This window comes from Sphingomonas sp. AC435 (genome assembly GCF_979253005.1).
Window position 1 is genome coordinate 421,906 of the sequence record NZ_CEEDCJ010000004.1, and the last position, 23,227, is coordinate 445,132.

Consider the following 23,227-nt stretch of genomic DNA (forward strand, 5'->3'; position numbering starts at 1 on the left):
GTACGCCATGACGCGCAACCCCGTCGCCAAGCTGCTGCTGTTCGGTGCCACCGGCGATCTGGCGCAGCGCATGCTGCTGCCGTCGCTCTACGGGCTGCACGCGGACGGTCTGTTGCCTGAGGGGCTGACGATCACCGGGTCGGCGCGGTCGGCCTATACCGACGAGGCGTACCGCGACTTCGCGAAGAAGGCGCTGGACGAGTTCCTGCCCGAGGATCGCAAGGACGAGGCCGCGGTCGGCGGCTTTCTCGAACGCCTCTTCTATCAGGCGATCGACCTGTCGGATCATTCCAGCTTCGGTCCGCTGGCGGAGAAGGTCGGCGACGTGTCGGGTGGCCTCGCCATCTACCTCTCGACCGCGCCTTCGTTGTTCGAGGCGGCGATCACCGGGCTGGAATCGGTCGGGCTTGCGGGTGAGACGGTGCGGATCGGGCTGGAAAAGCCGCTCGGGTACGACCTCGCGTCGAGCCGCGAGATCAACGATGCGGTCGCGGTAGGTTTCCCCGAAGAGCGCACGTTCCGCATCGACCATTATCTGGGCAAGGAGACGGTGCAGAACATCCTCGCGCTGCGTTTCGGCAATTCGTTCTTCGAGCCGGTGTGGAATGCGCAGGGCATCGACAACGTGCAGATTACGATCGCCGAGACGGTCGGGCTGGAGGAACGTGCCGGCTACTACGAAACCGCGGGCGCGCTGCGCGACATGGTGCAGAACCATATCCTGCAACTCGTCGCGCTGATCGCGATGGAGCCCCCTGCCCGGTTCGACGGCACCGCGATCCGCGACGAAAAGGCGAAGGTGTTCCGCAGCCTGCGCCTGATGACGCCGGAGGAGGCACCGAACTGCACCGTCACCGGGCAATATGGCGAGGGCGCGGTGAAGGGCGAGATCGTCCACAGTTACACCGACGAACTCGGCAAGCCGTCGACGACGGAGACGTTCGTCGCGATCAAGGCGCATGTCGACAACTGGCGGTGGCAGGGCGTGCCCTTCTACCTGCGCACCGGCAAGCGCATGGCCGCGCGCCGGTCGGAGATCGCGATCCAGTTCAAGCCGGTGCCGCACTCGATGTTCGGCAATCGCGGCGGGCTGTTGCAGCCCAATATGCTCATCATCCGGCTCCAGCCCGAAGAGTATGTGCAGTTGCTCGTGATGGCGAAGGAGCCCGGCCTCGATCGCGAGGGTATCCGCCTGCGCGAGGTGCCGCTGAATCTGTCGCTGGATTCCGAGTTCGCGGGTACGCGCCGCCGGATCGCCTACGAACGCCTGCTGCTCGACCTGATCGAGGGTGACCAGACGCTGTTCGTGCGCCGCGACGAGGTGGAGGCACAATGGACCTGGGTCGATGCGATCCGCGCCGGGTGGACCGCCAATGGTATGAAGCCGAAGGCGTATGCGTCGGGCAGCTGGGGGCCAAGTGCGGCAATCGCGCTGACCGAACGCGACGGCGTGACCTGGCAGGACGACTGAGCCGATCGGTCGTCGGAACCGATCGCAACGCTACCGCTGGTGAACACTTGTTTCGCGTCGCCACGCTGCTAGCCTCGCGTGCTTGGAGGATAGCAGGCGCATGTCATTCATCGTTCGGGCCGCATCGCTGGCCGTGCTGGGGGTTGCCGGCAGCTTGGCGAGCGCCGTCGCTGGTCAGCAGGCCGAGCAGCAGCCGGACGAGATTATCGTCGAGGCGCCCAAGGACGTCCGCCGGATGCAGAGTGGCGAATGGCAACTCGATCTTTCGCGATCCTATTATTTCGGCGCCATCGACACGAATTTGGACAAGATGCAGGCCACCGGGTCGAACCGGACGTGGCGCTTCTGCCTGCCCGACACCGATGTCGAGCCGCTGTTGCGATTGCTCATCGGTCAGGGACGGATGGAATCGTCGGGAACGATGAATTGCCGTCCTCTCACGATCCGGCTCGGCAACGCTAAACTGAAGGCCGATCAGACCTGCACCGGCAGCACCATGACGGCATCGCAACCCTCCGGCTTCCCCACCGTCACACCCGCTCGCGACGTCCTCACTGTAACCGGGCGATACGGTGCCACGCTTCTGAAGATGGACTTCGCCTCCCGCCGTGAACCCATAACGCCCGACGGCTCAAGACCGGAAGGGCGGCGCTGGTCGATCAAGGGCAATCGCATCGGCGACTGCCAGCAGCAGCCGGTCGGCAGGCTCGACAGGTAGCGTCGCCGCGCCACGGCACCATCCATACGTATGCGGGTTCCCCCTTTCGCCCCATCCGTCTAACGGTCGCTCGACTGGCGCCGCAGGGCGCGACGGAGAGCCTGATGACCGAGATCGAGTGGTGGGATTACGAGGACGCGAGCGAGTTGGCCGACGCCATCGCCGGCGACGTGCAGTTCGTGATCGAGAGTGCGCTGGACGCCCGCGGGTCCGCGGTGATCGCGCTGGCGGGCGGTAAGACGCCCTTCCCGGCCTATGAAAAGCTGGCGCAGGCCAAGCTGGACTGGAAGAAGGTCACGATCATCCCGACCGACGAGCGGGTGGTGAAGCTGGGCGATCCGCTGTCGAACGTCACCGCGCTCGCCAAGATCTTCCTGCCAAAGGGCGCGCGGGTGATGCCGATCGTGCCGGAGGCGACGAAGGACTATAAGGCCGCCGGCCGTTCCGCCGATGCGCTGATGCAAGACCTTCACTGGCCGCTCGATTTCTGCCTGCTGGGCATGGGCGGCGACGGACATACCGCGTCGATATTTCCCGGCGTCGATTTCGACGAGGCGATGAACGGTCCGAAGGAGCGCCGCGCACTGGGTGTCATGCCCGACCCGCTGCCGCCCGAGGCCCCCGTCGCGCGCGTCACGCTGTCCAAGTCGGCGATCGCGTCGTCCAAGGCGCTGATGATCGCGATCACCGGCGACGCCAAGCGCAAGGTGCTGGAACAGGCGATCGAGCAGGGTCCGTCATCCCCCTACCCGATCGGCCGCGTGCTCGCCGATGTCGAACTCCCGATCGACGTCCACTGGAGCAAGTGAATTGGTACCGGAGCAAGTAGGATGATCCACGCAGCGGTCGCCGCCGTCACGCAGCGGATCGTCGAGCGGTCGCAGCCGGGGCGGCGCACCTATCTCGACCTGATCGATCGCGAATGCGAGAACGCGGTGCGCCGGCCCAATCTGGGCTGCGCGAACCTGGCGCACGCCTATGCGGGGACCGATGAAGACCGCGAGGCGATGAAGGCCGATCGCGGCATGAATATCGGCCTCGTCACCGCCTATAACGACATGCTGTCGGCGCATGCGGTGTATTACCGCTACCCCGAACAGATGAAGGTCTGGGCGCGCGAGGTCGGCGCGACCGCGCAGGTCGCGGGCGCGACGCCGGCGATGTGCGACGGCGTGACGCAGGGCTATGCCGGCATGGAGCTGTCGCTGTTCAGCCGCGACACGATCGCGCTGTCGACGGCGGTCGCGCTGAGCCACGGTACGTTCGAGGGTGCGGCGCTGCTTGGTATCTGCGACAAGATCGTGCCCGGCCTGTTGATGGGCGCCCTGCGCTTCGGGCATCTGCCGACGATCCTGATCCCCGGCGGGCCGATGCCCACCGGCCTGCCGAACAAGGCCAAGGCGGCGGTGCGCGAGCGTTTCGCGGTCGGGGACGCCAGCCGCGAGGAACTGCTGGACGCGGAGATCCAGGCCTATCACGGCAAGGGTACCTGCACCTTCTACGGCACCGCCAACACCAACCAGATGATGATGGAAGTGATGGGCCTGCACATGCCGGGTGCCGCGTTCGTCAATCCCGGCACCAAGCTGCGTCAGGAACTGACGCGTGCGGCGGTCCACCGGCTGGCGGCGATCGGCCAGCGCGGCGACGAGTATCGCCCGCTCGGCTGGTGCGTCGACGAGCGATCGATCGTCAACGCCGCGGTTGGTTTGCTGGCGACCGGCGGCTCGACGAACCACCTGATGCACATCCCCGCCATCGCGCGCGCGGCGGGAATCGTGATCGACTGGGAGGATTTTGACCGGTTGTCGGCGGCGGTGCCGCTGATCGCGCGCGTGTATCCCAATGGCTCCGCCGATGTGAACGCGTTCGAGGCGGCGGGCGGGATGCCCTTCGTGATCCGCGAACTGATCGGCGCGGGATATTTGCACGACGACATCATGACGGTGTCGGGTGAAAGCCTGTCCGCTTACGGTGCGAAGCCGGGATTGGATGGCGATGTGCTGACATGGACCGATCCCGGTGCGAGCGGCGACGAGACGATCCTGCGACCGGTCGCGCAACCCTTCTCTGCCGATGGCGGCATGCGCATTCTCGCGGGCAACATCGGCCGTGCCTGCATCAAGGTGTCGGCGGTCGACCGAGAGCGCTGGGTGATCGAGGCACCCGCGCGCGTGTTCGACGACCAGCTGGACGTGATCGCGGCGTTTCAGCGTGGCGAGCTGGAACAGGACGTCGTGGTCGTCGTCCGTTTTCAGGGTCCGCGCGCGAACGGGATGCCCGAACTGCACAAGCTGACGCCGCCCCTCGGCGTGCTCCAGAACCGCGGCTTCAAGGTCGCGCTGGTGACCGATGGCCGCATGTCGGGTGCGAGCGGCAAGGTGCCGTGCGCGATCCATTGTTCGCCCGAGGCGCTGGGCGGCGGCGCGATCGGCCGCATCCGCGACGGCGACCTGATCCGGGTCGATGCGGTGTCGGGCATGCTGACCGCGCTGGTCGACGCGGCCGAGTGGGAAGCGCGCACGCTCGACGCCGCACCACCGCCCGCGACGGGCTTCGGCCGCGAGCTGTTCGGGATGTTCCGCGCGCAGGCGGACGAGGCGGAAAAGGGTGCGTCGGCGGTTCTGGCCGGCGCAGGGCTCTGAGCGGCCGAACGGCCTGAAGACAATAAGCCGTAATAACAGGAGAGTGACGGCATGGAGATGGTGGCAGTCGACCTCGGCGGTACGCACGCGCGGTTCGCGATCGCGGAGGTCGAGGACGGCCGCGTCGTCAGCCTGGGGGACGTGGTGACGCAGAAGACGGCGGAACACGCGTCGCTGCAAACCGCGTGGCAGGCGTATGAGGCGCAGCACGGCAAACCCCTGCCCCGCTTCGCCGGCATCTCCATTGCCGGACCGATCACTGGCGACGTCATCCGCCTGACCAACAATCCCTGGGTGATCCGACCGTCGTTGATTCACGAGCGGCTGAACGTCGACAAATGGACCGTCGTCAACGACTTCGCGGCGGTTGGTCACGCGGTCGCACAGCTGTCGGACGATGACTTCGTGCATCTGTGCGGGCCCGACGTGCCGTTGCCTAAAAAGGGTGTGACCACTGTGTGCGGACCGGGCACCGGGCTCGGCGTCGCGCAGGTGCTGAAGACCGACAGCCGCTATTACGTCCTGCCGACCGAGGGTGGACACATCGACTATGCGCCGCTCGACACGATCGAGGACGCCATCACGAAGCGGCTGCGCAGGACCTTCACACGCGTATCGTGCGAGCGCATCGTCGCAGGGCCGGGCATCGTGGCGATCTACGAGACGCTGGCCGAACTCGAAGGGCGCGCGGTGCCGAGCCGGGACGACAAGACGATCTGGGCGGAGGCGCTGGACGGGACCGACTCGATCGCCCTCGCCGCGCTCGACCGGTTCTGCCTCGCGCTCGGCGCGGTCGCGGGCGATCTGGCGTTGGCGCAGGGTGCGAATTCGGTGGTGATCGCGGGCGGGCTCGGCCTGCGGATCAAGGATAAGCTGCTACGTTCCGGTTTCGACCAGCGCTTCGTTGCCAAGGGTCGGTTCCAGTCGATGATGGCCGGAATGCCCGTCAAGCTCATCACCCATCCCCAGCCCGGCCTGTTCGGCGCCGCGGCCGCCTTCGCGCAGGAGCATAGCCAGTGACCATTCTCGACATCATGCGGACCAGCGCCGTCATCCCCGTACTGGTGATCGACGATGCCGCGACCGCCCGCCCGCTGGCGGAAGCGCTGGTCGCCGGCGGCCTGCGCGTGCTGGAGGTGACGATGCGTACTCCCGCCGCGATCGATGCGATCGTGGAGATGAAGAAGGTGGAGGGCGCGATCGTCGGCGCGGGGACCGTCGTCAACACCGACCAGTTCGAACAGGTGATGGGAGTCGGTGCGGAGTTCATCGTGTCGCCGGGTCTGTCGGAACGTCTGGGCGACGTGATCGTCCGCTCCGGCGTGCCGTTCCTGCCCGGCATCGCGACGGCGGGCGACATCATGCGCGGGTTGGACATGGGCCTGACCGAGTTCAAGTTCTTCCCCGCGGAGACGAGCGGCGGCCTGAAGGCGCTGAAGGCGCTCGCCGCGCCGTTCAACCAGTGCCGGTTCTGCCCCACGGGTGGCGTGACCGAGGCGAGCGCGCGCGACTGGCTGGCGTTCGGGCCGGTCGAGTGCGTGGGGGGAAGCTGGGTGACGGGCGGCACGATGGCCGAGGTCGAGGCGAAGGCGCGTTCGGCGGCGGCGTTGCGGGGGTAACTCCTTCTCGCTCCCCTCCCGCTCGCGGGAGGGGTTGGGGGAGGGTTTCTCCAGCAGCTACGCGCGTGCAGCGAAGACCTCCCCCGGCCTCTCCCGAAATGGAAGCGAGCTAGGCGTTCGCCTTACATCTCCCCGCGCGAGCGCCTGATTGCGTACCACTTCTGCACGTTGGCATTATGCTGCGGCAGCGTGTCGGCGAAGACATGCCCCCCGGTGCCGTCCGCGACGAAGTACAGCGCCCGGCTCGGTGCCGGATCGAGCACAGCATCGATCGAAGCACGACCCGGATTGGCGATCGGGCCGGCCGGCAGGCCAGCGCTGGCGTAGGTGTTGTAGCCGTTCTTCGCCCGCAGTTCCGACACGCGGATGCGCCGGCCGAGCGGACGCCCCTTGGTGATCGGATAGATCACGGTCGGATCGGCCTGAAGCGGCATGCCGATGCGCAGGCGGTTGCCATAGACCGCCGCAACGGTGCGGCGTTCGGCGGGCTTGCCGGTTTCCTTCTCGACGATCGAGGCGAGGATGATCGCCTGTTCGGGCGTCGTCACGGCAATGCCCGGCTTGCGCTTCGCCCATGCCGTGGCGAGGTAATCGCGCATCGCCTTCTGCATGCGCGCCACCACCGCCGCGCGCGTATCGCCGCGTTGATAGGCGTAGCTGTCGGGCAGCACCGAACCTTCGCGTGGCACGGCGACGTCCCCGGTGAGCCCGTCGGCACGGGCGACGGCGTCATGCACCAGCACCGACGGATATCCCTCCGGCACCGCGACGAGGCGCTGGCGGACCTTGCCCTCCTCCAGCAGCGTCAGGATGTCCGACTGGCTCGCACCGGCCGGGATCGCATACTCGCCCGCCTTGATCGACCCCCCGCCGCCAAATACCCGCGCGAACAGCCGGAACCGCGAGGCGGAGCGGATCGCGCCCGCCTTCTCCAGTTCGGTCGCGGCGCGGGCGAGGCTCGCCCCCTCCGGCACCACGACCGCGAGCGGCTTGTCGGATGGCCCCGCCCCCGCCCACATATTCGTCGCGACAAGGGCGCCGACGACGATGGCTGCGATCAGCAGGACGAGGCAGCCGAGTTTGCGCATCGGATCAGATCGCGCGCATCACCAGCGACGCGTTGGTGCCGCCGAAGCCGAACGAGTTGTTCAACACCGCCTTCACCGAACGCTTCTTGGCGACATGCGGCACGAGATCGACGCCGACGCAGCTGTCGCTGGGATTGTCGAGATTAAGCGTCGGCGGCACGATCTGATCGCGCATCGCGAGGATGCAGAAGATCGACTCGACCGCGCCAGCGCCGCCGAGCAGATGCCCGATCGCCGACTTGGTCGACGACATCGATACCGTCTGCATCGCATCGCCGAACAGCCGTCGCACCGCGCCCAGTTCCAGCTCGTCGCCCATCGGCGTCGAGGTGCCATGCGCGTTGATATAATCGATGTCCTTGGGCTCCAGACCGGCCTTCTTCAGCGCCATCTGCATCGACCGGAACGCGCCGTCGCCCTCCGGATGCGGCGCGGTGACATGATAGGCGTCGCCCGACAGGCCGTAACCGATCACCTCGGCATAGATCTTCGCACCGCGCGCCTTGGCGTGCTCGTATTCCTCAAGGCATACGATGCCGGCACCCTCGCCCATGACGAAGCCGTCGCGGTCCTTATCGTAGGGACGCGACGCCTTTTCAGGCTGGTCGTTGAACGCCGTCGACAGTGCGCGAGCCTGTGCGAACCCGGCGATGCCGAGCGGGCAGACCGTGCTCTCCGCACCGCCCGCCAGCATCACGTCGGCATCGTCCATCGCGATCATTCGCGCGGCGTCGCCGATCGCGTGCGCGCCGGTCGAGCAGGCCGTGACGACCGCGTGGTTCGGCCCCCGCAGGCCATATTTGATCGAAACCTGCCCGGAGATGAGGTTGATGAGGCGGCCGTGAACGAAGTGCGGCGATACGCGGCGCGGACCCTTCTGGTGCAGCACCAGCGACTCGCTCTCGATACCTGGCAGCCCGCCGATGCCCGACCCGATCGAACAGCCCGCGCGCCAGCTTTCCTCGACCGTCATCTCGGTCAAACCGGCATCCTCCAGCGCCTGTCCCGCGGCATCGATGCCGTAGACGATGAACGGATCGACCTGGCGCTGGACCTTGTGGTCGACGCGCTTGCCGGGATCGAAGCCATATTCGTGGTCCGGGCGCTTCACTTCGCAGGCGATACGACACACTTGGTCGGATGCGTCGAAGCGCGTGATCGGGCCGGCGCCCGACTTGCCCGCCAATATGTTCGCCCAGGCCGTCTCGACGTCCGCGCCGAGCGGCGTCACGAGGCCCAATCCGGTCACGACGACACGCCGCATGCTCTTACTCCATTCCGTTCATACCAAAACGGCCTCCCGCCCTCTACGCGGGGACGGGAAGCCGTTCGGAACCCCTGCCCTATGGGCCGGGTCTGTCAGTATCTTACGACTTGTGCTCGTCGATGTACGTGATCGCGTCCTTGACGGTCGTGATCTTCTCGGCGGCGTCGTCGGGGATTTCGACCCCGAACTCTTCCTCGAAGGCCATCACCAGCTCGACGATGTCGAGGCTGTCTGCGCCCAGATCGTCGATGAAGCTCGCGTCCTCGGTCACCTTGTCGGCCTCGACGCCGAGATGCTCGACGACGATCTTCTTCACGCGGTCGGCGGTCTCGCTCATGGTAGTCCCTCTTCGTTTCGTAGAGTGTTGTAGTTTCCTGAACGCACGTAGAACGCAGGGGATGCGCTGGCAAGAGCATGTCTGGCGCGCATCCGGCACGTCCTGTGGTGCTGAGCGCTTCAGATCATCGCCATGCCGCCGTTGACGTGGATGGTCTGACCGGTGACGTAGCCGGCCTCGCGGCTGGCGAGATAGACGACGGCGGCAGCGATGTCCTCACCGGTGCCCAGATCGCCCGCCGGGATGCGCTGCGTCAGCGCGGCCTTCTGCGCCTCCGGCAGGCCATCGGTCATCGCCGAGCGGATGAAGCCGGGGGCGACGCAGTTGACGGTGATGTTGCGGCTGGCCAGCTCCTGCGCCAGCGCCTTCGACATGCCGACAAGGCCGGCCTTGGACGCGGCATAGTTCGCCTGCCCCGGATTGCCGGTCTGGCCGACGACGGAGGTGATCGACACGACGCGCCCGAACCGCGCCTTCATCATCGGCTTGGCCGCCGCACGGATCAGGCGGAACGCGGCCTCCAGATTGACGCGGATGACGGTATCCCACTCCTCGTCCTTCATCCGCATCGCGAGATTGTCGCGGGTGACGCCGGCGTTGTTGACGAGGATGTCGAGCCGCCCGAGCTTCGCCACCGCCTGCGGCACCAGCGCATCGACCTGCGCGGCATCGGACAGGTCGCACGCCAGCGCGACGTGATCGCCGCCCAGCGTCTCCAGAAACGCCTCCAGCTTGGCGACGTTGGACCCCGAGACGGCAAGGCGCGCGCCCTGCGCCGCCAACCCCCGCGCGATCGCGGAGCCGATCCCGCCGGATGCCCCGGTAACGAGGGCGGTCATACCTGTGAGATCGAACATGTGCTTCTCCAGCTTAGCTTGCAGTCCGACGAGTGATCACAGCTTCTTCAGCAATTGCTCGACATCGTCCATCGTCACGACGCTGATCGCGTCGACGTCGGGGGCGATGCGCTTGACCATCGGGGTCAGGACCTTGCCGCCGAACTCGACGAATTGCGTCACGCCCGCCTCGGCCATCGCCAGCACCGATTCGCGCCAGCGGACCATGCCCGTGACCTGCTGGACCAGCGCGACGCGGATCGCGCCGGGGTCCGCGATCGCGACCGCATCGACGTTGGCGAAGACCGGAACCAGCGGCGCGGAAATCTTCGCCTCCGCCAGCGCCGCGTCCATCGCGTCGGCGGCGGGCTGCATCAGCGGGCAATGGAACGGGGCGGACACGGGCAGCAACACCGCGCGCTTCGCGCCCAGTTCCTTCGCCAGCGCAACCGCGCGCTCGACGGCGGCACGATGCCCGGAGATCACCACCTGCGACGGATCGTTGTCGTTCGCGACGGTGCAGACCAGCTCCTCACCGCCCTCCGCCAGGATCGCATCGACCGCCGCGCCGGCGATCGTCCGCGCCTTGTCGATGTCGGCGCCGAGCAAGGCCGCCATCGCCCCCTCGCCCACCGGCACCGCCGCCTGCATCGCCCGGCCGCGCAGCTTCAGCAGGCGTGCCGTCGTCGGCAGATCGAACGCCTTCGCGGCCGCCAGCGCGCTATATTCTCCGAGGGAATGGCCCGCGACATAGTCCGCCTTGTCGGACAGGCTGACGCCCGCCTCCCGCTCCAGCACCGCCAGAGTCGCCAAGGCATTCGCCATGATCGCGGGCTGGGCGTTCTCCGTCAGCGTCAGGTCGTCGGCAGGACCGTCGCTCATCAGCCGGAACAGATGCTGGCCCAGCGCCTCGTCGACCTCCTGAAACACCGCGCGGGCCGCGGGGCTGGCGTCGTTCAGCGCCTTGCCCATGCCGACCGCCTGGCTGCCCTGTCCGGGAAAGATGAACGCGCGCATCGGCCTCTCCTGATGTCCGTGAAGCGCGCGGCATTACGGCCCGGCGCGGGGTGAGGCAACCTGAACGATGCCGACGCACCTGCGACAGATGGCGACCATTTCGCGCCTCCGCGTCGCTAGGTCTGCGACAATCGGGGCCCATTTCACTCTGGACGCCGAGAGACACGGCGCCGCATTCATCGGGAGACAGATCATGAAGAAGTTCCTCCTCGCCGCTCTCGCCGCGACGATCGCCACCGGCCCCGTGATGGCCAGCGCCGCCGAAGCCGCCCCGGCCCAGCAGCGTCGCGAGACAGTGGTCGTCCGCGAGCGCGACAATGGCCGCCGCACCGTGACGAAGCGCACCGTCGTGCGCGAGCAATATGGTCGGGACTATGGTCAGCAGCGTGGGCTGCGGGCGAACCAGTATCGCAACTGGCGCAAGGGTGAGCGGTTCGACCGCCGCTATGCCCGCAACTATCGCCAGATCGATTACCGCCAGTATCGCGGACTGCGCGCCCCACCCCGCGGGTACCGCTATTATCAGTCCGGCAACGATGCGGTGCTGGTCGCCGTCGCCAGCGGCGTCATCGCCGCGGTGATCGCCGGTGCGGTGCGGTAAGGCTTGCCTTTCGACCGCGTTGGTATAGGGACGCGAATAGATCGGGTGGGGAGCGTGGCTTCCCACCCTTTCCGTATGAAGACAGCCGGAGGGGCGACCGCACGGGGCGGCGTCAGCGATCGGCCAACATGAAGGTAAGACATGGCTCTATACGAGCACGTGTTCCTTGCGCGCCAGGATCTGGCACAGGCGCAGGTGGACGCGCTGGCGGAAGCCGCCACCAAGATCGTGCAGGACAATCAGGGCAAGGTCGTGAAGACCGAAACCTGGGGCCTCCGTTCGCTGGCGTACAAGATCGCCAAGAACCGCAAGGCGCATTACGTCATGCTCGAGATCGACGCGCCCGCGGGCGTGGTCGCCGAGCTGGAGCGTCAGACCCAGATCAACGAAGACGTGATCCGCTTCATGACCGTCCGCGTGGACGAGCTGGAGGAAGGCCCGTCGGCGATGATGCGCAAGCAGGAGCGCGACCGCGAGCGTCGTGGCGACCGTGAGGGTGGCCGTGACGGCGGCCCGCGCGGAGATCGCCCGGACCGTGGTGGCGATCGTGGTGATCGTGCGCCCCGTCGTGACCGTGAAGAGGAGGCCGCATAATGGCTCGCCCGTTTTTCCGTCGTCGCAAGAGCTGCCCCTTCTCCGCGAAGGACGCACCGCGGATCGACTATAAGGACGTCCGTCTGCTGCAGGGCTTCGTGTCCGAGCGCGGCAAGATCGTGCCGTCGCGCATCACCTCGGTGAGCGCCAAGAAGCAGCGCGAGCTCGCCCAGGCGATCAAGCGTGCGCGTCATCTGGGCCTCCTGCCCTACGTCGTGAAGTAAGGAGTCCGGGATATGGACGTTATTCTGCTTGAGCGCGTCGAGAAGCTCGGCGCCATCGGCGACGTGGTGAAGGTGAAGGACGGTTTCGCCCGCAACTTCCTGCTGCCGCGCAAGAAGGCGCTGCGCGCCAACGAGTCGAACAAGAAGGTTTTCGAGGCCAACCGCGCGCGCATCGAGGCCGACAACGCTTCGCGTCGTTCGGACGCCGAGAAGGACGCCGGTTCGTTCAAGGACGCATCGGTCACCCTGATCCGTCAGGCATCGAACACCGGTCAGCTGTACGGCTCGGTCGCGGTTCGCGATCTGATCGAGGCTCTGGAAGCGGACGGCCACAAGGTCGCCAAGAACCAGATCGTCCTCGACAAGCCGATCAAGTCGATCGGCGTGTACGAGGTCAAGGTCGCGCTGCACCCGGAAGTGTCGGTGGCCGTCAAGGTCAACGTCGCGCGCTCGCCCGAAGAGGCCGAGATGCAGGCGCAGGGCGTCGATGTCATGGCATCGATGTTCGAGCGTGACGAGGCCGGCTTCACTGAGGATTACGATCCGAACGCCGAGCCGGGCGCGACCGCCGAGGTCCAGTCAGACGACGCACGTGCGGACGGGGAGCAGGCGCAGGGCTGATCGCCCGACGCCCTTCTAGCCTAGGAACAGGCCGCCCGGAGCAATCCGGGCGGCCTTTTTCGTGCCGGCGTGGCACGGGAAGACCAAGACGCGGGCTTGATCGACGATCCTTGCCCGCGGCATGGTCCGCACCGGGGGGCGACGATGAAGACGATCTCGGTGGGGGAGCCGCCTCAACAGGGCTGGGGACAAACGATCGCGCTCGATCCGCGTCACGGACCGATGATCGCGCGGCTCGAGCAGTTCGCGGCGCGAGACGGCGACGGCTATCGACGGCGTGTCGTGGCGGCGGGTCTTGTCGCCTATGTGGTCTTGACCGCCCTGCTCGCGCTTCTGGTCGGACTGACGGTGTTGATGGTCATCCTGATCGTGACCACCGGCAAGGGTGCCGCCGTCGCATTGAAATTCGCCTTCGTCTTCGGAGCGCTGGCCTTCGGGTTGGTTCGCGCTTTGTGGGTTCCGCGTGTGGCGCCGGACGGCATCGCGCTCTCCGCCAGCGAGTCCCCGGACCTGTTCGCGATGGTCGATCGGGTCAGGTGTGCAACAGGCGGACCGCCGATCCACGCGATCCGGCTGACCGATCAGATGAACGCCGCGATCACGCAGGAAGCGCGGTTCGTCATCGTCGGCGCGCGAAACACCCTCTATCTTGGTCTTCCCTTGTTGCAGGCATTGACCTCTGATGAGGTCGCCGGGGTCATTGCGCACGAGTTCGGCCATTTCGTCGGGAAGCATGGTCACTCGTCGGGCTTCGTCTATCGCATCCGCCGGCGCTGGGCGCAGATCGCGGAACGGATGCCCGACGGAATCGTATCGGGTCTGCTCCGCCGGTTCTTCAGGTGGTATGGGCCGTGGTTCGCATCCTACAGCTTCGTGCTGGCGCGGCAGCAGGAGTATGAGGCCGACGCGGTCGCGGCGCGGGCAACGAGCGCGGAGACCATCGCCAACGCGCTTATCAGGATCACCGTTCAGTCCGTCCGCTATGGCAGCGCGTGGTCCGCGATCTGGAGCCAATCGGTCGAACGGGACGATCCTCCCGCTTCTCCTCACGACACAGCGGCCAGCGTATTCCAGATGGAGGATGATGCCGATCGGGACGTGCTCGACCGCGAGTTGCGCGCCGTGGCCGATCTCGACGACACGCACCCGACGCTGGCGCAACGCCTTCACGCACTGGGTCGCAGCGCAACCTTGCCGCCCCCTCTCGCCACCCCGGCCGTGACGCTGCTGGGGCCGGCGCTGCCTCTCGCGACGACGCAGTTCGATGCGGAGTGGCATGATTGGGCGGACGATGTGTGGAAGCACGACTATCGCGAACGGCAGGAGGAACGCGCAGAACAGGCGGCGCTGGCGGAGCGGATCACGTTGGGTGAGACCGAGCGGGAGGCGCTGTATCGGCATGCCTGGCTGACCGAGCGGCTGGACGGCGCGGAACCGGCGGCGCGCGCCTATGCGATCGTGCTCCGCCACCACCCGAGCGCGCAGGATGCGCGGTTCCGCTACGGCGACATGCTGCTTGATCTCGATGACGAAGCGGGCACAGCAATTTTACTGGAGGCGGGACACGCCGAGCCGGGGCTGTTACCCCACGCCTATCGCCGGATCATCGACTTCCGCCGGGCTCAAGGGCAGGACGCGGAAGCCTATCTGCCGTTACTGGCACAGGCCGAGGCGGCCGAAGCGCTGGCGACCGCCGAGGCCAATGCCATCGACGAAACCGCCCGCCTGCGCGCGGCGGACGAAGCCCTTCGCGAGCGGGTGTCGGCACTGGTCGCAGACGTGGAGGGAGTCGCCGCGCTTTACGTCGCCGTTCGTGACCTGACTCACACCTCCAAGCCGCAGACCGTCTTCGTTTTTGCAGCCGCCCACGGTTACACGGGAGTCGGGGTGCTCGACAGACTCGTGGATACCATGCTGCCTGCCGGCGACTTGATCGGCATCGAGATGAGTCGCAGCCGACGCTGGCTGACGAAGCGGATCAAGGCACTGCCGAACAGCAGGATCATCGATCGCAAACAGTCGCGCTTTCCCTGGATGTAGAAAGGGGCGCCGGTCACCCGACGCCCCTTTCAGATACCGCGTGACGACCTGCTAAGCCGCCGCGCCGTCCTTCTGCTTCTTCTCGGCGTAGACGCGGATGGGTTCCTTGCGGCCCTCCACCACGTCCTTGTCGATCATCACCTCGTCGACACCGTCCATGCCCGGCAGGTCGAACATCGTGTCGAGCAGGATCGCCTCCAGGATCGACCGCAGGCCGCGGGCGCCGGTCTTGCGCTCGATGCCCTTCTTGGCGACCGACACCAACGCGTCGTCGGTGAAGCCGAGATCGACCTGCTCCATCTCGAACAGCTTCTGGTACTGCTTGACCAGTGCGTTCTTCGGCTCCTTGAGAATCTTCACCAGCGCGCTGACGTCGAGATCCTCCAGCGTCGCGATCACCGGCAGACGACCGACGAACTCGGGGATCAGACCGAACTTCAGCAGATCCTCCGGCTCGGTCGAGCGCAGCACATCGCCGGTGCGGCGCTCCTCCGGGCTGGCGACATAGGCGCCGAAGCCGATCGACTTGCCCTGAAGACGATCGCCGATGATCTTCTCCAGCCCGCTGAACGCGCCGCCGCAGATGAACAGGATGTTCGTCGTGTCGACCTGCAGGAATTCCTGCTGCGGATGCTTGCGGCCACCCTGCGGCGGGACGCTGGCGGTGGTACCCTCCATCAGCTTCAGCAGGGCCTGCTGAACGCCCTCGCCCGACACGTCGCGGGTGATCGACGGGTTCTCGGCCTTGCGGCTGATCTTGTCGATCTCGTCGATGTAGACGATGCCGCGCTGCGCCCGCTCGACGTTGTAGTCGCTCGCCTGCAACAGCTTCAGGATGATGTTCTCGACATCCTCACCGACATAGCCGGCCTCGGTCAGCGTCGTGGCGTCGGCCATCGTGAACGGCACGTCGAGGATGCGGGCCAATGTCTGCGCCAGCAGCGTCTTGCCGCAACCGGTCGGCCCGACGAGCAGGATGTTCGACTTTGCGAGTTCGACGTCCGCACCCTTCGCGCCGTGGTTCAGGCGCTTATAGTGGTTATGGACCGCCACGGAGAGCACGCGCTTGGCCTGCTTCTGGCCGATCACATAATCGTCCAGGACGTTGCAGATCTCCTGCGGGGTCGGCACGCCGCCGTCCTTCTTGGACACCAACGCCGACTTCGTCTCCTCGCGGATGATGTCGTTGCAAAGCTCCACGCACTCGTCGCAGATGAAGACGGTGGGACCCGCGATCAGCTTGCGCACCTCGTGCTGCGACTTGCCGCAGAACGAGCAGTAGAGGGTGCTCTTGGAGTCGCCACCGCTCAGCTTCGTCATTCAAACCTTCCTTGGGACGAGTTTCCCCGTCCTATATGGGCCGGACATCGTAGCCCGGCCAGTGCGCAAACCACAACGGCCAAAACACGGTAGCGGCGGGTCGTTAACATCGTCCCGCCGCTGCATGGGGTCAGGCCGCCGCGGCCATGTCCTCCGAAGGCATCGGCCGCTTGTCGAAGACCTCGTCGATCAGGCCGAACGCCTTGGCTTCCTCGGTCGACATGAACTTGTCGCGATCCATCGCCCGCTCGATCTCCTCCAGCGGCTTGCCGGTGTACTTGGCGTACAGCGTATTGAGGTCATGACGCATGCGAAGAATCTCGCGCGCCTGGATCTCGATGTCCGCGGCCATGCCTTGCGCACCGCCCGACGGCTGGTGGATCATGATGCGGGCATTGGTCAGCGCCACGCGCATACCCGGTTCACCGGCCGCTAGCAGGAAGCTGCCCATCGACGCCGCCTGGCCGACGCAGACCGTGCCGACCCGCGGCCGGATATACTGCATCGTATCGTGGATCGCCATGCCCGCCGTGACGACGCCGCCCGGCGAGTTGATGTACATGAAGATGTCCTTCTTCGGGTTCTCGGACTCGAGGAAGAGCAGCTGTGCGGTGATGAGGCTGGCCATGCCGTCCTCGACACCACCCGTCACGAAGATGATCCGCTCGCGCAGCAGACGCGAGAAGATGTCGAAGGAACGCTCGCCGCGGTTCGACTGTTCGATCACGATGGGGACCAGACCCGCCTGGGTCTGATGCAGGCCGAGGCCGGCGCTCATCAGCGGGCTCGCGAAATCGCCGGTCTCGAACGGATTGTGCATGGGATACTCTCTGATGCCCTGAAGAACACGCTATGTCGCGCGCCCTGTCGGCGAGTTCAAGCCCCGCCGGGCGGTGCCGGCTGCGCGAGATAGAACAGTCGCCGGACTTCGCGCCGCCCACGCACCACCGTATCAAGGATCAGGCCGGCGAACAGGCACAAGGCGGCGACGATCCCCAGCCCGGTGACGAGGATCGCCGTCGGGAAGCGCGGCACCAGCCCGGTCGCGGCATAGGTCAGCGCGAGCGGCACCGCCAAGGCGAATGCGATGAGCGCCAGAACACCGCCGAGCGTGCCGAAATAGAGCACCGGCCGTTCGATCCTATACAGCGTCAGGATCGTCGACAGGATGCGCCAGCCGTCGCCGTACGTGCTGAGCTTCGACGCCGAACCTTCGGGACGCGCATAATAAGGCGTCTCGACCTCGGCGCAGGGCATCCGCAGTTCCAGCGCGTGGACGCTGATTTCCGTCTCGATCTCGAACCCCGCCGACAGTGCCGGGAAGCTCTTCACGAACCGGCGCGAGAAGACACGGTAGCCGGACAGGATGTCGGTGAAGCTGCGCCCGAACAGCCGTGCGAGCATGCCGGTCAGCAGCGCGTTGCCGAAGCGGTGGCCGCGCCGATAGGATTCCTGCACCTGGCTGACACGGCTGCCGACGATCATGTCGAGCTGTTCGGCGAGCAGGCGATCGACCAGCGCCGGGGCGGAGGCGGCGTCGTAGGTCGCATCGCCATCCGCCATCACATACACGTCGGCGTCGACATCGGCGAACATCCGCCGGACGACCGCGCCCTTGCCCTGGATACGCTCCCGCCGGACGACGGCACCGGCCCCGCGCGCAAGTTCGACGGTCCGGTCGGTACTGTTGTTGTCGTAGACGTAGATCGCCGCGCCGGGGAGCGCAGCGCGGAAGCCGGCGATCGTCTGGACGATCGCCGCTTCCTCGTTGAAGCAGGGGAGCAGGACGGCGACGCGCACGCCCGGAGTGATGGGCGCGGTCATCCGCCCTGCCCTCTGCTTCGGCCGATCACTCGGCGGTTTCGGCCTTCGGCTTCTTCGCGCGCGGCTTCTTCGCCGGGGCCGCATCGGCCGCCTCGGTGCCTTCGGCGTTCTCGGCCGCCTCCGGTGCGGACTCGGTCAGGGCCGTCTCGGCCTCGACCGGAGCAGCCGCCTTCTTCTTCGCCGCAGCCTTCTTCGCCGGCTTGGGAGCCTCCTCGGACGTCTCCGTGGCCGGAGCCTCCTCCGTCACGGCATCGGGCTCCGCCTTCTTCTTGGCGGCCTTCTTCTTCGGCTTGTGGTCATGATCGTGATCGTGATCGTGATCATGTACGTGCGTCCCGGTCGCGAAACCGTCCTCGCTCTCGATCGCCGCTTCCAGTTCCTCGCGCGTCGACTCGCGGTCGGTCACGTCCGCCTTCTCGAACAGGAAGTCGACGACCTTGTCCTCGTACAGCGGCGCGCGCAGCTGGGCGGCCGCCATCGGCTCCTGCTGGACATACTGGATGAACTTCTGGCGCTCCTCCGGGCCGTACTGCTGCGCCGCCTGCATGATCAGGCGCTGCATTTCCTGCTGCGTCACCTCGATGCCGTTCGCCTGACCGATTTCCGACAGCAACAGCCCCAGGCGCACGCGACGCTCGGCGATCTTGCGATAATCGTCGCGATCATTCTCCATCTCGGCCATCGCCGCGGCGGGATCGGCCTCGTGAGTCGCCTCATGCTCCAGCTGCTGCCAGATCTGCGCGAACTCGGCCTCGACCATCGACGGCGGCACCGGGAAGTCGTGACCCTCGGCCAGCTGGTCGAGCAACTTGCGCTTCATGTGCGTGCGCGTCAGGCCATTATGCTCCTGCTCGATCTGCCCCTTCAGCAGGCCGCGCAGTTGCTCCAGGCTCTCGAGCCCGAGCGAGGTCGCCATCTCGTCGTCGATCTTGCTCTCGGCGGCGGTCTTCACCGACTTGACGACGATGTCGAACGTCGCGGGCTTGCCGGCGAGTTCCTTGGCGCCGTAATCCTCCGGGAAGGTCACCGCCAGCTGGCGCTCCTCGCCCGTCTTCGCACCGACGAGCTGGTCCTCGAAGCCCGGGATCAGGCGACCCGCGCCGATCTCGACGCCCATGTCGGTGCCGGTGCCGCCCTCGAACGCGACGCCGTCCTCGGTCTTGCCGACGAAATCGACCGTGACGAGATCGCCCTGCTCCGCCGCCTTGTCACCGGCATCGTCCCAGCGCTTCTGCTGGTCGGCGAACTTCTTCAACTGCTCGTCGACCGCTTCGTCGGCGACGGGGATCGTCAGCCGTTCCAGCTTCAGACCGTCGATGGCGGGAGCGGGCACGTCCGGCAGGACCTCCAGCTCGACCTTCAACTCGACATCCTTGCCGGGCGCGTAATCGTCGCCGAGCGCGACGGTCGGCTGCATGGCCGGACGCAGCGCCTTCTCGGCGAGGAGGCTCTGCACGCCTTCCTGTACGGCGGCGTTCAGCGCATCCTGCGTCAATGCCTCACCGTGCATCTTGCGCACCAGGTTGACGGGCACCTTGCCGGGACGGAAGCCGGGCATACGGACCTGCGGCGCGACGCGCTTGACCTCGGCATCGACCTTCGCGTCGATATCCTTGGCGGTGATGGTCAGCGTGTAGGCGCGCTTCAGGCCCTCGTTCAACGTCTCGACAGTCTGCATCTTCGGCCTTTGATCTTGAGGATCGAATGAATTTCGTAGGCTTCCCACCCCTGCGCGCAGGGCGGGACTGGTGCGGGCGAAGGGACTCGAACCCCCACATCTTGCGATGGCAGGACCTAAACCTGCTGCGTCTACCAGTTCCGCCACGCCCGCAATCTTGGACCCGCCGTTGGGTATCCCCTGCGCAGTGCTACTTCGCAGCGTTCCCCTTGGGCGCGCGTCTATACCAGTGCGACGCTTGGGAGCAAGCGGCACACGCAACCCACGGCGTTCCCGGGACGTTAATTCGGTCCAAGGAGAGCAGAATGGCGACCCAGCCCCCACAAGAAGCCCCCGTCCCCGCGCCGCAGCCGGTGCAGCCGGATGGCCCACCGCCGGAGATCACGACGCCCGGACCCGATATCGACCAGCCGTCGCCCGGCACGCCCGCGGGCGATCCCGGCACCGCCCAGCCGGCGGAGATCTGAGATGACCGACGCACGTGGCGAAGGCCGCCCCGAGGATCACCCGGGCACCGACCCGAACACCCCGCCGGAGCGCCGCGACGACGATGCACGCAGCGATATCGAGCAGGCGGTCGAGTCCCGATCAGATGCCGTAGAACGCGGCGAAGGGGGCCCGGAGCCGGAAACCCTCACCTCCGCCGGCGAGTTTTCCGGCGTGAGTGGTGACGGCGGTGTCGTCAAGATTCAGGACCTCACCCAGCAATGAACGTTTGGCGGAGGGCGCTCACCGGGTGCCCTCCGCCAGCCGCGCGGTCGCCACCAGCCGCCTGAACGCAGCGAGATCGCGGTCGAAATAGAAAATCGCTGGCGCTTCGTACGACATCATGAACAACTTTCGGCCGATGATCGCCGCCACTGCCTCGCCGCGTCGTTCGACGTCCTCGCCCGGCCTCGTACAGGTATAGGTGAACCGCACCGCCTTGCTGCCCGCCAGCAGCGTCGGCTGGACCGTGTCGATCGTCATCAACGACGTGCCGAGCGCAATGCGATAGCTGTTCTCCAACAGCATCGGGATGTCGGTCAGCAACATGCGCGACGAGTAGCGCGGCAGAGGCCGGTGCTTGCGATCGACCTCGCGAAACAGCATTTTGCCCGTCGCGATCGCACCATAGAAGGTCAGGTCGTTGAGGGTTGCGCCATCCAGCGTCCAGGTTTCCGACCGCCGCCCCGGTCGCGCGCCCATCCGGTTCCATTCGCGATCGGGCATTACGGTCAGCGCAGACCGGGCCACCGACACCGCCACACCCTGCTTGACCAAAGTATTGCCGGCGATGGCCGGGGCGACCGCGAGCAGGATGGCGGTCGTGGCGGATGCGATCACACGCCCGGCCATGTTCATGAGACCAGCGCCGCCATCATTGCCGCGTCCGTCGCCGCTGGCTTCAGCGTCAGATAGCGGCGAAGTTCCGCCCTGCCCGTCTCCGCGTCCACCTCTCGCCCGCGGCGGAGCAGAGTCAGTCCCAGCCCGCGATGCGCCTCGGCATGATCGGGTGCGAGGATGATCGCCTCCCGGTAGAAATCGGCAGCGGCGATCAGGTCGCGCGGATTACCACGCATGCGGTAGAGTTCGCCGCGGGCGAACAGCAAATCCTGCGTCCAGCCGTCGCGCCCCAGTTGCGCGAGCAGATATTCCGTCCCGCCGAAGTCGTTGAGCTTCAGCTGATCCTCCAGCCACGCTTCGCGCCAGCGCGCGAGGGCGGCGGCCCATGCGGCATGCTCATCGTCGCCGCCACCCGGCGCGCTGGCGGCTGCGGCGTGGAAGGCGCGGGCACGCTCCAGCGTGGCCGGATGCGTGTCGAAGTACGATACCCTGTCGAAGCGCGTACTGCGCCGGTGCCGACCGAGCGCGGTCGCGTCGGCCTCGTCCATCAGCCGTTCCCAGAACGCGCCGACGGAATGGCCGTCGTAATGGCTGGCCTGCATGTAGCGGGACGACAGCATGTCGGACTCGGTTTCCTGCGCGCGTCCGAAGGCATAGATCGAGGTTTGCGCCGAGAAAGCGACGGTTGGCCCGTAACGTCCGCCCGCGAGGCCGGCCCATGCGGCGATGTCGGTGGCGGTTCGCGCCTTGCGAAAATGATTGAGTTGATGCCGCCGTTCGAAATGGGCGAATTCATGGCCCAGCACGCCCGCCAGTTCGGCCTCGTTCTGCATGCGCAGGAGGATACCGCTCCAGATCTGGAGCGTGCCGTTCGCCATCATCGACGCGTTCACATCCGCTACGCGGAGAATGTAGATGCGGATCCCGCGACACCGATCCTGCCCCACGGTGCGGCACAGCACGCGCTGCAGATAGGCGTTGAGCGCAGGGTCGCCGATCAGCGCGGGCGAGTCGCGTAACGATCGCTCCGCTTCATCCGCCATCATCCACGCGCCGCGCTCGTCCACGGTTTGCGGCTGATAGGCACCGGCATAGGGCGGCAGCGGCACCGCTGCGGGCGTTTCGCCCGCCGCGCTCGACAGGCCGAACAGGACGACGAGCGTCGTGGCGAGCGCGAGGCGCGTGGCGACCCGCATATCAGCGCGTCGCCGCGCGGGATTCGGCGTTGGCAGCGGTGTCGAGGGACCGTCCCGGAAAGTCCTCCAGCAGCTGCATCATGCGCTTGTTGGCGCCGGCGGGATCGCGCACGTCGCCACCCATCCGCATGTCCGCGTTCAACCATACGAGATCGCCGGTCCTCAGATCGACGAGCCCGGCCTGCCCCTTGTGCGATCCGGACACGATCGGCACCCGCGCCACCGCTGCAACCAACTGGAAGATCTTGCGACCGGTCGAGCCATACTGGTCCTCCGTGCCGATGAAGAGCGCGTAGTCGCAGCCCGAATCCTTCGCGAGATCGGCCACCCCCGGCCCCAGCGTCCAGTCGAACTGCCCGGCGCGTTTCTTCGTCGGCAGGCGGTTACCGGCGAAGAACTGATACTCGACCACGGCGTCCGCCACGGTGGCGAACAGCGCCTGATAGGCCGCCAGTCGCGCGGCTGCCTTGCCGATCGCCTCGGGCGCAACCACCACGGTATTGCCCAGCGTCGCCTGAGCCGCCGCCAACGCCTTGCCGAGGTTTTCGCGCGCTTGCTCCGTCCAATCGGCGTTGGGCTCGAACATGGCACCGGTCGATTGCGCGCCGACGAGGATCCTCGGTCGAAACAACAGGATACGCGCGCTGCCGGGTTTCAGGACGAAACCCGGGCGAACGGCGGACTTCTCTTGCGCGGCCACCGGGCCGGCGAGGGTGAACAGCCCTGCGCAAGCGAAGAACACCGCAACGATCCGACCGAACATGCCGCTTGAGCCCCCTCAAGACCCGCCTCCACGACGGGATGA

The 23,227-nt window shown here is 66.7% G+C and carries 25 protein-coding genes and 1 tRNA gene; 13 read left to right on the plus strand and 13 right to left on the minus strand.

The window, feature by feature from the left end; genetic code table 11:
- Positions 1–7 precede the first annotated feature (7 nt).
- The 6 genes from zwf to eda all read left to right on the plus strand — a co-directional run bounded on the left by zwf (position 8) and on the right by eda (position 6,453).
- Positions 8–1,471: a glucose-6-phosphate dehydrogenase gene (gene zwf, locus AC0CH8_RS11020; protein ID WP_465239910.1), complete on the plus strand. Its 1,464-nt coding sequence runs from the start codon at positions 8–10 to the stop codon at positions 1,469–1,471.
- A 133-nt stretch (positions 1,472–1,604) separates the two neighbouring features.
- Complete coding sequence (locus AC0CH8_RS11025) at positions 1,605–2,189, plus strand: hypothetical protein (protein WP_465239911.1); 585 nt, start codon at positions 1,605–1,607, stop codon at positions 2,187–2,189.
- Positions 2,190–2,293: 104 nt separating this feature from the next.
- Complete coding sequence (gene pgl, locus AC0CH8_RS11030; RefSeq protein WP_465239912.1) at positions 2,294–2,998, plus strand: 6-phosphogluconolactonase; 705 nt, start codon at positions 2,294–2,296, stop codon at positions 2,996–2,998.
- A 21-nt stretch (positions 2,999–3,019) separates the two neighbouring features.
- Positions 3,020–4,834 (plus strand): phosphogluconate dehydratase, encoded by a 1,815-nt coding sequence (edd, locus tag AC0CH8_RS11035; protein WP_465239913.1) that lies wholly within the window; start codon positions 3,020–3,022, stop codon positions 4,832–4,834.
- Between the two features lie 51 nt (positions 4,835–4,885).
- A complete protein-coding gene (glk, locus tag AC0CH8_RS11040) occupies positions 4,886–5,854 on the plus strand; it encodes a glucokinase (protein ID WP_465239914.1) in 969 nt (322 codons plus the stop codon).
- Between the two features lie 14 nt (positions 5,855–5,868).
- A complete protein-coding gene (gene eda / locus AC0CH8_RS11045; protein WP_465239984.1) occupies positions 5,869–6,453 on the plus strand; it encodes a bifunctional 4-hydroxy-2-oxoglutarate aldolase/2-dehydro-3-deoxy-phosphogluconate aldolase in 585 nt (194 codons plus the stop codon).
- A gap of 122 nt (positions 6,454–6,575) precedes the next feature.
- Here eda and mltG read toward each other — a convergent pair whose 3' ends face one another.
- The 5 genes from mltG to fabD all read right to left on the minus strand — a co-directional run bounded on the left by mltG (position 6,576) and on the right by fabD (position 10,998).
- Positions 6,576–7,541, minus strand: a complete 966-nt coding sequence (gene mltG / locus AC0CH8_RS11050; protein WP_204193407.1) for an endolytic transglycosylase MltG — start codon at positions 7,539–7,541, stop codon at positions 6,576–6,578.
- Positions 7,542–7,545: 4 nt separating this feature from the next.
- Entirely contained in the window at positions 7,546–8,805 is a 1,260-nt protein-coding gene (gene fabF, locus AC0CH8_RS11055; protein WP_465239915.1) for a beta-ketoacyl-ACP synthase II, read from the minus strand.
- Positions 8,806–8,908: 103 nt separating this feature from the next.
- Positions 8,909–9,145: an acyl carrier protein gene (locus AC0CH8_RS11060; protein ID WP_055843503.1), complete on the minus strand. Its 237-nt coding sequence runs from the start codon at positions 9,143–9,145 to the stop codon at positions 8,909–8,911.
- A 119-nt stretch (positions 9,146–9,264) separates the two neighbouring features.
- Complete coding sequence (gene fabG, locus AC0CH8_RS11065; protein WP_204193410.1) at positions 9,265–10,002, minus strand: 3-oxoacyl-[acyl-carrier-protein] reductase; 738 nt, start codon at positions 10,000–10,002, stop codon at positions 9,265–9,267.
- A gap of 36 nt (positions 10,003–10,038) precedes the next feature.
- Positions 10,039–10,998, minus strand: coding sequence for an ACP S-malonyltransferase (gene fabD / locus AC0CH8_RS11070; protein ID WP_465239916.1), 960 nt, complete (start codon positions 10,996–10,998; stop codon positions 10,039–10,041).
- A 193-nt stretch (positions 10,999–11,191) separates the two neighbouring features.
- Between fabD and AC0CH8_RS11075 the strand changes: the two genes are divergently transcribed.
- From AC0CH8_RS11075 to AC0CH8_RS11095, 5 genes are all read left to right on the plus strand, one after another.
- On the plus strand, positions 11,192–11,599 hold the full coding sequence (locus AC0CH8_RS11075) for an RcnB family protein (RefSeq protein ID WP_465239917.1): 408 nt from the start codon (positions 11,192–11,194) through the stop codon (positions 11,597–11,599).
- A 141-nt stretch (positions 11,600–11,740) separates the two neighbouring features.
- Entirely contained in the window at positions 11,741–12,193 is a 453-nt protein-coding gene (gene rpsF / locus AC0CH8_RS11080; RefSeq protein ID WP_204193418.1) for a 30S ribosomal protein S6, read from the plus strand.
- Complete coding sequence (gene rpsR, locus AC0CH8_RS11085; protein WP_007403456.1) at positions 12,193–12,417, plus strand: 30S ribosomal protein S18; 225 nt, start codon at positions 12,193–12,195, stop codon at positions 12,415–12,417. The genes rpsF and rpsR overlap by 1 nt, the downstream gene beginning before the upstream one ends.
- Before the next feature lie 12 nt (positions 12,418–12,429).
- Entirely contained in the window at positions 12,430–13,038 is a 609-nt protein-coding gene (gene rplI / locus AC0CH8_RS11090; RefSeq protein ID WP_204193420.1) for a 50S ribosomal protein L9, read from the plus strand.
- A gap of 144 nt (positions 13,039–13,182) precedes the next feature.
- Positions 13,183–15,078, plus strand: coding sequence for a M48 family metallopeptidase (locus tag AC0CH8_RS11095; RefSeq protein ID WP_465239918.1), 1,896 nt, complete (start codon positions 13,183–13,185; stop codon positions 15,076–15,078).
- A 51-nt stretch (positions 15,079–15,129) separates the two neighbouring features.
- Here the strand turns inward: AC0CH8_RS11095 and clpX are convergent, their stop codons facing one another.
- The 5 genes from clpX to AC0CH8_RS11120 form a co-directional block, all read right to left on the minus strand.
- Positions 15,130–16,398, minus strand: coding sequence for an ATP-dependent Clp protease ATP-binding subunit ClpX (gene clpX / locus AC0CH8_RS11100; RefSeq protein WP_055843518.1), 1,269 nt, complete (start codon positions 16,396–16,398; stop codon positions 15,130–15,132).
- A 130-nt stretch (positions 16,399–16,528) separates the two neighbouring features.
- A complete protein-coding gene (locus AC0CH8_RS11105) occupies positions 16,529–17,218 on the minus strand; it encodes an ATP-dependent Clp protease proteolytic subunit (RefSeq protein ID WP_055843520.1) in 690 nt (229 codons plus the stop codon).
- A gap of 56 nt (positions 17,219–17,274) precedes the next feature.
- Positions 17,275–18,222, minus strand: coding sequence for a glycosyltransferase family 2 protein (locus tag AC0CH8_RS11110; protein ID WP_465239919.1), 948 nt, complete (start codon positions 18,220–18,222; stop codon positions 17,275–17,277).
- 25 nt (positions 18,223–18,247) lie between these two features.
- Positions 18,248–19,900, minus strand: a complete 1,653-nt coding sequence (gene tig, locus AC0CH8_RS11115; RefSeq protein ID WP_465239920.1) for a trigger factor — start codon at positions 19,898–19,900, stop codon at positions 18,248–18,250.
- Between the two features lie 68 nt (positions 19,901–19,968).
- Positions 19,969–20,053: transfer RNA gene (locus AC0CH8_RS11120), tRNA-Leu, on the minus strand.
- Between the two features lie 152 nt (positions 20,054–20,205).
- Here AC0CH8_RS11120 and AC0CH8_RS11125 point away from each other — a divergent pair.
- Both AC0CH8_RS11125 and AC0CH8_RS11130 read left to right on the plus strand, forming a co-directional pair.
- Positions 20,206–20,367, plus strand: a complete 162-nt coding sequence (locus tag AC0CH8_RS11125) for a hypothetical protein (protein WP_465239921.1) — start codon at positions 20,206–20,208, stop codon at positions 20,365–20,367.
- Between the two features lies 1 nt (position 20,368).
- A complete protein-coding gene (locus AC0CH8_RS11130; RefSeq protein ID WP_465239922.1) occupies positions 20,369–20,611 on the plus strand; it encodes a hypothetical protein in 243 nt (80 codons plus the stop codon).
- Positions 20,612–20,629: 18 nt separating this feature from the next.
- On the opposite strand, the gene AC0CH8_RS11135 is transcribed toward AC0CH8_RS11130, so the two are convergent.
- The 3 genes from AC0CH8_RS11135 to AC0CH8_RS11145 are packed head-to-tail and all read right to left on the minus strand — an operon-like array spanning position 20,630 to position 23,185.
- Positions 20,630–21,226: a hypothetical protein gene (locus tag AC0CH8_RS11135; RefSeq protein ID WP_465239923.1), complete on the minus strand. Its 597-nt coding sequence runs from the start codon at positions 21,224–21,226 to the stop codon at positions 20,630–20,632.
- A 14-nt stretch (positions 21,227–21,240) separates the two neighbouring features.
- Positions 21,241–22,422: a M48 family metallopeptidase gene (locus AC0CH8_RS11140; RefSeq protein ID WP_465239924.1), complete on the minus strand. Its 1,182-nt coding sequence runs from the start codon at positions 22,420–22,422 to the stop codon at positions 21,241–21,243.
- A 1-nt stretch (position 22,423) separates the two neighbouring features.
- A complete protein-coding gene (locus AC0CH8_RS11145) occupies positions 22,424–23,185 on the minus strand; it encodes a hypothetical protein (RefSeq protein ID WP_465239925.1) in 762 nt (253 codons plus the stop codon).
- Between the last annotated feature and the right edge of the window lie 42 nt (positions 23,186–23,227).